This window comes from Pedobacter agri PB92, assembly GCF_000258495.1.
Classification (GTDB): Bacteria; Bacteroidota; Bacteroidia; order Sphingobacteriales; family Sphingobacteriaceae; genus Pedobacter; species Pedobacter agri.
Map to the genome: position 1 here is coordinate 1 of NZ_AJLG01000164.1, position 11,322 is coordinate 11,322.

The 11,322-nt window shown below is 37.2% G+C and carries 11 protein-coding genes; 6 read left to right on the forward strand and 5 right to left on the reverse strand.

Annotated features, from left to right (window positions below; translation table 11 throughout):
- The first annotated feature begins 47 nt into the window (after positions 1–47).
- Positions 48–1,613: a replicative DNA helicase gene (gene dnaB / locus ON09_RS18940; RefSeq protein WP_029204470.1), complete on the forward strand. Its 1,566-nt coding sequence runs from the start codon at positions 48–50 to the stop codon at positions 1,611–1,613.
- 68 nt (positions 1,614–1,681) lie between these two features.
- Here dnaB and chrA read toward each other — a convergent pair whose 3' ends face one another.
- Positions 1,682–2,899 (reverse strand): chromate efflux transporter, encoded by a 1,218-nt coding sequence (gene chrA / locus ON09_RS18945; protein WP_010602641.1) that lies wholly within the window; start codon positions 2,897–2,899, stop codon positions 1,682–1,684.
- A 53-nt stretch (positions 2,900–2,952) separates the two neighbouring features.
- Positions 2,953–3,288: a tetratricopeptide repeat protein gene (locus ON09_RS18950; protein ID WP_010602642.1), complete on the reverse strand. Its 336-nt coding sequence runs from the start codon at positions 3,286–3,288 to the stop codon at positions 2,953–2,955.
- Positions 3,289–3,418: 130 nt separating this feature from the next.
- Here ON09_RS18950 and ON09_RS18955 point away from each other — a divergent pair, with 130 nt between their 5' ends.
- The 5 genes from ON09_RS18955 to ON09_RS18975 all read left to right on the forward strand — a co-directional run bounded on the left by ON09_RS18955 (position 3,419) and on the right by ON09_RS18975 (position 8,593).
- Positions 3,419–4,156, forward strand: coding sequence for an electron transfer flavoprotein subunit beta/FixA family protein (locus tag ON09_RS18955; protein ID WP_010602643.1), 738 nt, complete (start codon positions 3,419–3,421; stop codon positions 4,154–4,156).
- Positions 4,157–4,239: 83 nt separating this feature from the next.
- Positions 4,240–5,208 (forward strand): electron transfer flavoprotein subunit alpha/FixB family protein, encoded by a 969-nt coding sequence (locus ON09_RS18960; RefSeq protein ID WP_010602644.1) that lies wholly within the window; start codon positions 4,240–4,242, stop codon positions 5,206–5,208.
- 65 nt (positions 5,209–5,273) lie between these two features.
- Positions 5,274–5,888, forward strand: coding sequence for a bifunctional nuclease family protein (locus ON09_RS18965; RefSeq protein WP_029204471.1), 615 nt, complete (start codon positions 5,274–5,276; stop codon positions 5,886–5,888).
- 174 nt (positions 5,889–6,062) lie between these two features.
- A complete protein-coding gene (locus ON09_RS18970; RefSeq protein WP_010602646.1) occupies positions 6,063–7,448 on the forward strand; it encodes a nucleoside permease in 1,386 nt (461 codons plus the stop codon).
- A gap of 116 nt (positions 7,449–7,564) precedes the next feature.
- Positions 7,565–8,593, forward strand: a complete 1,029-nt coding sequence (locus ON09_RS18975) for a DUF3667 domain-containing protein (protein WP_238533745.1) — start codon at positions 7,565–7,567, stop codon at positions 8,591–8,593.
- 65 nt (positions 8,594–8,658) lie between these two features.
- Here the strand turns inward: ON09_RS18975 and ON09_RS18980 are convergent, their stop codons facing one another.
- The 3 genes from ON09_RS18980 to ON09_RS18990 form a co-directional block, all read right to left on the reverse strand.
- Positions 8,659–9,948: a citrate synthase gene (locus tag ON09_RS18980; protein WP_010602648.1), complete on the reverse strand. Its 1,290-nt coding sequence runs from the start codon at positions 9,946–9,948 to the stop codon at positions 8,659–8,661.
- Between the two features lie 133 nt (positions 9,949–10,081).
- Positions 10,082–10,612, reverse strand: coding sequence for a DUF3347 domain-containing protein (locus tag ON09_RS18985; RefSeq protein ID WP_010602649.1), 531 nt, complete (start codon positions 10,610–10,612; stop codon positions 10,082–10,084).
- Between the two features lie 96 nt (positions 10,613–10,708).
- Positions 10,709–11,322: hypothetical protein (locus ON09_RS18990; RefSeq protein ID WP_010602650.1), on the reverse strand; the 614-nt coding region annotated here is incomplete at its 5' end.

Consider the following 11,322-nt stretch of genomic DNA (forward strand, 5'->3'; position numbering starts at 1 on the left):
ACGTACACACTAAAACAATCGCGTCAAATTTTACCTACTTTTGTATTATGAGTATGGATAATGAACAAGGCGGAAAAAACAGTTTAACAGCGAGGAAAGCACGATTAACTAATACCGTAAGTACGATGGGCAAATTGCCTCCACAAGCATTAGATTTAGAAGAGGCGGTTTTGGGTGCTTTAATGCTTGAAAAGGATGCTCTTTCCGCAGTAATCGATATTTTAAAACCCGAAGTTTTTTATCAGGAGGCACATCAAAAGATTTTTGAAGCTATTCATATGCTTTTTGAGAAATCTAAGCCTGTTGATATTTTAACCGTTACCGCAGAGCTTCGTCAGATGGGCGCACTTGAGATGGTTGGTGGTGCCTATTACATTACGAACCTAACCAACCGAGTAGCATCGGCAGCTAACATTGAGTTTCATGCCCGTATAATTTCTCAAAAATATATTCAAAGAGAGTTAATTAGAATTTCTACAGATATTATTACGACCGCTTATGAAGATACAGCGGACATTTTTGATTTACTGGATCATGCCGAGAAAGGATTATTTGATATTGCCCAGAATAATTTACGTAGAGATACGCAAAAGATGGATGATATCATTAAACAATCTTTAGCAACGCTAGAAGAGCTAAGAACTAAGACAGATGGCTTGACAGGGGTTCCTACCGGCTTTACCGGATTAGATAGAATTACCGGAGGTTGGCAGAAACAAGATCTGGTAATCATTGCTGCTCGTCCGGCGATGGGAAAAACAGCCTTCGTACTTACCTGTGCCCGAAACGCGACTGTTGATTTCCAAAAACCTACTGTAGTTTTCTCCTTAGAGATGTCATCCGTTCAGTTAGTGAATCGTCTGATATCCGGCGAAGCCGAAATTGAACAGGAGAAAATTAGAAAAGGTAATTTGCAGGAATGGGAATGGCAACAATTACATAGCAAAATTGGCCGTTTAACTGAAGCGCCATTATTAATAGATGATACCCCGGCCTTAAATATTTTCGAGTTTAGAGCCAAGTGCAGAAGGCTAAAATCTCAATACGATATTCAACTTGTTATTGTCGATTATTTACAGTTAATGCATGGTAAAGGTGAAGGCGGAAAAGGTGGCGGTAACCGTGAGCAGGAAATTGGTAGTATTTCAAGAGCGTTAAAATCTGTAGCTAAAGAACTGGATGTGCCGGTACTGGCATTATCGCAGTTGAGTCGTGCGGTAGAAAGCAGACCTGGTTTACAAGGGAAAAGGCCAATGCTTTCCGATTTACGTGAATCGGGATCTATTGAGCAAGATGCCGATATGGTATTGTTCCTTTACCGTCCGGAATATTATGGTATTACGGAAGATGAGCAAGGAAGATCACAAGCAGGCATTGGTGAGGTAATTATTGCCAAACACCGTAACGGTGAAACTGGTATAGTTCCATTACGTTTCGTTGGTAAGTTTGTGAAATTTACAGATTTAGAAGATGATTTTACAGCGCCAACATCATTTGCAGCAGCAGATCCTTCAGCAGGAATGTATCCTTCGCAAGATTTTGAAAAACAGAGCAACGTGATTATCCGTCCTTCAAAAATGGACGATTACAATGATGATGACCCACCATTTTAATTAAAATATACTTCGAAAGGGAAACGATCAGTTTCCCTATTTTTATAGAATAATATTTAAGAAAAATGCTAAAACAGATAGCCTATTAAAATACCTGCAAGTACAATAATTGGTGGACTAATTTTAGTAAAATTTAAGAGCAAAAAAGTTGCAATCATTATCCCTATAAATATCAGATTGAAACCCATTGGAATTAGTAAAAGAATAAAGGCGGCTATAATAAACCCTACGCTAACGGCATTAATTCCCGAAAGACTGTGGCGGATCCTGGAAATTTTCTTCAAGTCATCCCAAAATGGAACAATAAACAATACTAAAATTAATCCAGGTAAGTTGATTCCAATCACACCGATTAAACCACCAAGTATTTGTCCCCACATGCCGTAACCGAAGTTTCTCATGCTTAAAGCGCCCAAATAACTTGTAAAAGAAAAGGTCGGTCCCGGAAGTGCTTGCTGCAGTGCAAAACCCGATAAAAATCCTGAAGAAGGCAAATAATGCTTCATCTCGACAAATTCTGTAAACATTAACGGAACCAATACCTGTCCGCCACCGAAAACCAGAATACCATTACGATAAAAATTCTCCAGCAAACGAATTGGCAAACTAAATGGAGAGGTTCGGTTAATAATGGCACCAACTAAAGCAAAAAGAAGTAAAGCACCAAGGAAATATATTAATTTCTTCGGATTCAAATTTGAAAATAAACGCACCCTTAATTCGGTTTCTTCTCTGGGAGTTTCAATTGCCGATGAAATAATTCCACCAACCAGTATCGCCAGAGGAAATACGTAAGCGTTTCTAAGGACAAAAGTTGCTACCACTGATCCAACAGCCAGAAATATAGAAACTTGCGATGACAGCACTTTTTTACCAAGTTTCCATGCCCCATAGGCTACAATACCTAAAGCAATAGGTTGAATATATTCCAGGATATCATTAAACTTCTGCTTTTGATCAAGAAGTGCGTAGCTTATTGCAGCAAAAGTCATTATTGCGGCAGTTGGTAAAATCCAGATCAGAAAGGTAATGATAGCCAGTTTCAACTTTCCTACCTTCCAGGCTATACCGACCAGTGTTTGCGTAGAAGCTGGTCCAGGTAGCACCTGAGCAAGTGCATTGAGTTCTAACAATTCTTCTTCTGAAATAAATTTAGTGCTTTGCACAAAATATTTCAACAATAAGGCGAGATGCGCTTGAGCACCTCCAAACGAAGTGAATGTAAAAAACACAACGTTTCTGATAAATAGCCACTGCTTTTTCGCAGCGATGGGTTTAGCTTGCATTAAATTGGATGATAGCTGTATTATTGTCTATTTGCGAATGATGGTTATAAAGATTAATCATCCTCATAATCTAAACCTGCCGCTGTATTATAGGCACCCTGAAGTTCAGAAAAAGCATGCATATCTCTTTTGTTTCGGGCTACAAGCATCCCTTTCTGGTAAATCTCAATCGCTTTTTCTTTTTGATTATCTTTTTCTAACAGCTTGCCCAAATGATAATAAGTGCCAACATAATCTGGATGCTTATCGGTTAACTGAAGGTAAAAAGAATATGCTTTTTCATTATCATTTTGAGTGTTATACTCTGTGGCTAAGGCATATAGTATGAATGGATCATTAGGATCATTTTCTAAAAACTCCAATAACTTTGCTAAACGGCTTGATGACATTTTATTTCCTTGCTTTTTTAATTAAATTTGCAGAAAGACCTTATATAAATAATACAATTAATATGATAAATCGGTAGCTTTTTCACTAAGCCCTGAGCATTTCATATTCACTAAAAACCACTATTAACATATGAAAATATTAGTTTGTATCAGTAACGTGCCCGACACGACGACAAAAATAACTTTTACTAATGATAATACCGAATTCAATACTGCGGGCGTACAATATATTGTTAATCCGTATGACGAAATTGCATTATCTCGAGCAATTGAACTAACTGAAGGTGGCAAAGGAACTGTAACCGTAATTAATGTTGGAGAAGCTGCCAATGATCCGACCATTAGAAAAGCATTGGCGATAGGTGCAGATGAGGCCGTTCGTGTAAATGCAGCACCTCGCGACGCTTATTTTGTTGCAAAACAGATTGCAGAATATGCAAAAGAAAAAGATTTTGATTTGATTTTAACCGGACGTGAATCAATTGACTATAATGGAAATCAGGTTGCTGCAATGGTTGGTGAATTTTTAGACATTCCTTCAATCTCCATTATCAAAAAATTAGAAGTTGATGGAAATACGGCAACAGTAGAGAGAGAAATTGAAGGCGGCAAGGAAGTGGTTACGGTTTCTGGTAAATTTGTAGCAAGCTGTGCAGAAGGTGTTGCAGAACCTAAAATTCCTAATATGCGTGGTATAATGAGTGCTCGTACAAAACCTTTAGCAGTTGTAGACGCGGTAGCACTTGAAGAAGTAACTAAAATTACCAAATACGAAACTCCTGCCCCACGCGGAACAGTAAAGTTAATTCCGGCTGATCAAACTGAATCTTTGATTGACTTACTTCATAGCGAAGCCAAAGTAATATAAAGTAATAAATCTCCTGAGGGGGATTTGAAATTAAGTAATTAAATCGTTTACATAATCCTTTTTGAGGATAAAGAAATAAATATATGTCTGTACTAGTATATGTAGAACAAGCTGAAGGGAAGTTTAAGAAATCTGTTTTTGAAGCTGTTTCTTATGCAAAAGCAATTGCTGATCAACAATCAACAAACTTAACTGCCATTTCTATCGGCGATGTTGCTGAAAACGAATTGAAAGAATTAGGCAAATATGGGGCCTCTAAAGTATTAAATGTTAGTGCCGAGCAGCTGAAAACTTTCGTTAATCAAGCTTATGCGAGTGTTATTGCCGCTGCTTCAGAAAAAGAAGCCGCTGATATTGTGGTATTGTCCAACTCCTTTTCTGGCAAGGGCCTCGCTCCTCGTATTGCAGTAAAACTTAAAGCAGGTTTGGCTGATGGTGCGGTTGAGCTTCCAAGTAACGATGGCAAATTTTCAATAAAAAAGACTGCCTTTTCAGGAAAAGCATTTGCCGTTACCGAATTAACTTCAGCAAATAAAGTAATTGCGTTAAACCCAAATGCTTTTGGTGTTAAAGAAAACGCTGTAGAGGTTGCTATTGAAAACTTTTCTGCCGACATTAAACAATCAGACTTGGGAACTGTTATCAAAGACATTGTTAGGGCAACTGATAAAGTGTCGTTACCAGATGCAGAATTGGTGGTATCCGCCGGCAGAGGCTTGAAAGGACCAGAAAACTGGGGAATGATTGAAGAGTTGGCTGGATTATTAGGCGCTGCAACTGCATGCTCTAAGCCAGTTTCTGATGCAGATTGGAGACCGCATTCAGAACACGTTGGCCAAACAGGTATTGCAATTAGCCCAAATCTTTATATCGCTATCGGTATTTCTGGTGCTATCCAACATTTAGCAGGCGTAAGCTCATCAAAAGTGATTGTTGTAATCAACAAAGATCCGGAAGCGCCTTTCTTTAAAGTTGCCGACTACGGAATTGTTGGCGATGCTTTTGAAGTAGTACCTAAATTAATTGAAGCTTTAAAAGCACACAAAGGATAATCATGTCTACCTGAGCCTGCCGAAATAAAAATTGTTTCGGCAAGCTCAACATGACATCTGGAAATATGAAGAAAGTAAAATTAGATATTGTAGGTTTATCTTACAGCCAGACACAATCTGGTGCCTATGCCCTTGTTTTAGGAGAAGTGAATGGTCGCCGAAGACTTCCGATTATTATAGGCGCCTTCGAAGCCCAGGCCATTGCCATCGAAATTGAGAAAATGACGCCCAGCAGGCCACTCACACATGACTTATTTAAGTCAATGGCAGATACCTTTCATATCAACATTCAGGAAATTATCATTTATAATTTAGTGGATGGCGTTTTTTACGCCAAACTAATTTGTAGCGATGGTAAAAATACCCATGAAATTGATGCCAGAACATCTGATGCAATTGCACTTGCAGTGCGGTTTAATGCATTAATCTACACCTATGAATTTATTCTGGCTTCAGCTGGAATTGTAATAGAAGGAAACGATTTTCTATTTCTGGAAAATATGGATTCTATCGCAAAAGAACCTGATGCAGATATTACACCAACTTCGTCTAAACAACAAGGTTTTGGAGATTTAACGCTTGAAGAGTTACAGCAAAAACTTCAGGAAGCCATCGCAGAGGAGGCTTACGAAAAAGCAGCAAGGTTAAGAGACGAGTTGAATAAAAGAGGAACATCTTAATCTCAGAGAGATAAATAGTTTTTGAACTAGCACTTTATCGACGAATTTATACATCAATACCACAATTTAAAATGAACCCAGATTGTTTAAAATAATTTGGGTTCATTTTTGAATTATGTTTCAAAATAGTTCTATATTCAGCCTTTACTTTCAAAAATCAAACAAACAAATATGATGAACGTTAAGTTTCGCTTAACCTTGATGAGCTTTATGCAGTTTTTTGTGTGGGGCGCCTGGCTTATCACTATTGCAAATTATTGGTTTGGCACAAAACAATGGGATGGCACCCAGTTTGGAGCCATTTTCGCAACAATGGGTTTTGCATCCTTATTTATGCCGACACTAACTGGTATTATTGCAGATAAATGGGTAAATGCAGAAGTACTTTATGGCATACTTCATATTTTATATGCGGCTGTATTATTTTATCTGCCGCAAGTAGAAAGTCCAAATGCATTTTTCTGGACAATTCTGGCGGCAATGTGTTTTTACATGCCAACAATATCTTTGAGTAACTCTATTTCCTATACCACCTTAAAATCAGGAAACCTAGATGTTGTGAAAGATTTCCCTCCTATCCGTGTATGGGGAACTGTTGGTTTTATTGCTGCGATGTGGATTACCAACCTAACCGGAAATAAAGCAAGCGCTTATCAGTTCTATATTGCCGGAACCGGAGCTTTATTATTAGGAATTTATGCGTTTACCCTTCCAAAATGTAAACCAAGTAGATTAATATCAGAAAAAGCTTCCTTGATGCAAACCTTAGGTCTGGAGGCTTTCAAGTTATTTGCCAATTACAAAATGGCTTTGTTCTTTATCTTCTCAATGTTTTTAGGTGGTGCGCTACAACTCACAAATGCTTATGGCGACGTTTTCTTAGATGAATTTAAGAATTTCCCGAAATATGCTGATTCTTTTGTGGTGAAGTATTCAACCATCATCATGTCAATCTCGCAAGTATCAGAGACCCTTTTCATTTTAGCTATTCCTTTCTTTTTAAAACGTTATGGAATTAAAAAGGTAATGATTATTGCAATGCTTGCATGGGTTTTCCGGTTCGGCTTATTTGCTTATGGTAATCCGGCAGGAAATCTTTGGATGATCATTTTATCGTGTGTGGTTTATGGTATGGCTTTCGATTTCTTTAATATCTCAGGATCTCTATTTGTCGAGACCTCTACAACAGCGAAAACGCGTTCATCTGCACAGGGAATGTTTATGATGATGACCAATGGTTTCGGAGCGGTGTTCGGCAGCTTGGTTTCTGGCTGGATGATTGATAAATATTTTACCAAATCTTTCAATAACATCCAGGCAACTTCCGATTTTGTAGGATCGGAAACAACCAATAGTCATTTGCTTAATTTTGTTAAAACTCAAGGCGTTTCAATTATGGAGAATGGATCATTTGATAAAACTATCCATATGAAAGATTGGCACAGCATCTGGTTATCATTTACCATTTATGCCCTGGTAATTACAATTTTGTTTGCAATTCTATTTAAGCACAAACATACCAAAGCCGAAGAAAAGGCTATTGATGCCATTACTCATTAACAATCTCGAAATCCTTTATGTCAGCTGGTAAGTATAGAAAAGAACATAATTGCCTGAACTGCGGTTCTCATGTAAAAACTCATTATTGCAGCAGTTGTGGTCAACCCAATTTAGAATTGAAAGAAAGTTTCTGGGGTTTCATTAGCCACAGTATTGCCCATTACTTTCACTTCGACAACAAATTTTTCCAAACGCTTGTTCCACTTTTAACTAAACCCGGGCAAGTAACACTTGATTACCTTGCAGGAAAAAGAGCAAGATATATCAATCCGGTGAGTATGTACATATTTGTATCAATTGTGTATTTCTTAGTTGCGTATTCTCCTGAACATGTTGAAAAGGAAAACAATCACAAACTACTTACCGCTGCTCAATCGAAAAAAAGGAAAGCCACGCTAGATAGTGTACAAAAAAAACTCAAAGAAGCTGGTTTAACTAACGCTGCCCCAGGCATAGTGAACGAAACCACGGCTCGGATTGCTGAAGATATGGATCGTGAAGAATTCAAAAGCCTGAGTTTTAAGGAACAAACAATTGCTTTGGAAAATCTTAAAAAGCATAATAAAGCTAGTAAATCAGATTCCCTTACGGAGGTAATTTCAAAGTTCAGCAAAATTCATGATGACCGTAATGACAGTACCTATGCGGCATATCTAGCCAGACAAAAAACACTGCAACCACAGGATCAGGATAACTGGTTTGATCGTTTAATAAAGAAACGTGCCATCACTATAGGAGAGAAATCGGAAGTTATTCAAGAAACATTAGAGCACAACAGGCCAAAACAATACTTCTTATTGATGCCTCTACTGGCATTATTTGTTATGTGGAATTTTAGGAAAAATCACATCTATTACCTTGATCACTTAATATTTACCATACATGGTATGACAGCTTATTTCATTGTGTCAATATTTACAAGGCCGGTCATGAAGTATGTTTTTGGAGCCGGAAGTATAATGTCTTCCATTATTAAACTTGGCCTGTTATGCTGGATTTGTTGGTACATGTTTAATGCTTTAAGGGTATTTTATCAGCGAAAAAAGGTGATAGGAAAAATGTTCTTAATCATCATTCTTTATTACGTATCATTGAAGCTGACGGAAATGGTGATGTTGAATTTAATTTATTACGTAGCCACTTAAATAAAAATATTCAGGCATAAAAAAAAGCTTCAGAAATCCTGAAGTCTTTTTTTATGCGAAGTAATTTACTTTCTATCTTCAATACTAACGAAAGCCCTATCGGTTTCGCCAACATAAATTTGACGAGGACGACCAATTGGCTCTTTGTTCTCGTGCATTTCTTTCCATTGAGCAATCCATCCTGGTAAACGGCCTAATGCGAACAATACCGTAAACATTTCTGATGGGAAACCCAAAGCTCTGTAAATGATACCCGAGTAAAAATCTACGTTTGGATATAATTTTCTGTCGATAAAATATTGATCTGTTAAAGCAGCTTCTTCCAGTTTTTTAGCGATTTCCAAAATCGGATCATCAATACCTAGATTTTCTAAAATATCATCGCAAGCCTTTTTAATAATTTTAGCACGTGGGTCAAAGTTTTTGTAAACTCTATGTCCAAATCCCATCATACGGAAAGGATCGTTCTTATCTTTAGCTTTAGCGATCCACTTCTCAGTATCACCACCATCTGCTTTGATTAATTCCAGCATATCGATAACAGCCTGATTTGCACCACCATGTAGCGGTCCCCAGAGGGCAGCAATTCCGGCAGCAACAGAAGCATATAAATTACAATCAGAAGAACCCACTATGCGGACTGTTGAAGCTGAGCAGTTTTGCTCATGGTCTGCGTGAAGAATAAGTAATTTATTCATCGCACTTACAACAATTGGATTCACGTCGTAATCTTCTGTACGTTGGCCAAATGTCATCCAAAGGAAATTGGTCACATAATCATATTTATTTTTAGGATAAATAAGTGGATGACCTAAAGATTTTTTATAAATGAAAGAAACAATTGTAGGCAGTTTAGCCAATAACTTAATGATGGTTAAGTTTTGTTCTTCAGCAGTTTGATTTGGCTTTAAACACTCTGGATAAAAGGTAGATAGTGAGAATATTAGCGAACCCAGCTGACCCATTGGATGAGATCTTGACGGATAACCATCAAAAAACTTCTTCATATCCTCATGAATTAATGTATGCTTGCTGATTTCTGCTTGAAATGAATCTAATTGCGTTTGAGTTGGCAGTTCACCATAAACGATTAAATAAGATACTTCCAGGAAACTCGACTTTTCAGCCAGCTCCTCTATAGAATAGCCTCTATATTTTAATATCCCCTTTTCACCATCTAAGAAAGTGATTTTACTTTTTGTAGAACCAGTATTTTTAAAACCAGTATCTAAGGTTACAAAGCCTGTAAGATCTCTTAATTTTGAAATATCAATGGCCTTTTCATCTTCTGTTCCTGTTATTACTGGCAATTCTATTGTCTTACCATCAACTTTAATCTCTGCAATATCTGACATATTATTGTATTGTGTTTATAGCTTTCTAAATTATATAAAATTAATATACATGCATAACAAATCTGTTAAATTAATATGAATAATCAGTCAAACCGACGTAACAATCATGCTTAATTACTTGTACATTTTATGGTTATTTTCCTTTGATTTCTTCCGCAACACGACCACATTCCAGCATCTCATTTCCGTAATAAGGATTTCTAATTTCCTTTGCTGTTGAAAGCCAGTCTCCTCCATCTCCTTTATTTGCCATTGGGCAGTGCTGTACGTAAAGTGTACCAGCTTCAATCTCAGTAGTTTTAAATAAAGCGATCACATCTGCACTTAATACTGTGAAATTCTTCCGTTGTGCAACAAGATCATTATTAGACGCAATTTTAGCAGCAATTTCTGCGGTAGGCTCACAACCTTCGTAATTGGCTAAGCTTTTTTCAAGAACCGATGCTGATTTTTGTGCTTTAGTCGCATCTGATGCAACAAGTGCGTTCTTCAGATCTTCATATTCAGTCAAAATCGCAAGCTTCTTCCCATCTTTAATTTCAACTTTGGTTGCAGCATTTGTTGTATTGCTATTTGTTGAATCTGAAACCGCTGTCGATTTTTTCTCTGCTTGATTACAGGCGAATATGGTAGCTAATATGGCGATGCCTAGGATTTTTTTCATTGTATTTGGTTTTCGGCTCAAAATAGCAATTTTAATATTAAATCAATAAAAAAAGCCCCGCAAATTGCGAGGCTTTCGAATTATATGATGATTTAATTATAATTTGAAATTATAAGCTAATCTCACAGCGTATTGTCCAGTCTGTCTGAAATATGTAGTTGAAGAGCTATCATTTACATAACCTTCATATCTGATGCCGATATCAAGACCATTATTCCACTCGTAACCTAAACCGCCAGTGTAGATAAAGTTAGTTTTTGCACCATCTTCTATTCCGAATCCTGCGCCAGCCTCTGCTGCAAGATACATTCTTTCGATCGCAAAAACTTTAACACCACCTTTTGCAGGAATAAAATCAAAATCCAAAGCGTTATTTCTACCTTTCAATTTGGCATAACCACCAGATGCTGTAACTGCTACATCTTTAGTTAAATCCCACTGTAGTTTTAAATCAGCTCCGTAAGAGTATTCCATTGGAGAGCTTTTCCTAAATAAACCACCGTTTAAGCCAACGCCTACTTTAAAGGCCATACCATTATTGGTCGACATTGTAGTCATCTCCTGAGCATTCAAATTTGTTGTAGTGAAAATTGCAAAAGCAGTAAGTGCTGTTGCGAATAATTTAGTAATTGTTTTCATGTTAGATATATTTAAGTTAATAAAAGGGTTTGCATATACATACGATAATATCTGGTGAACAGTGTGTACGT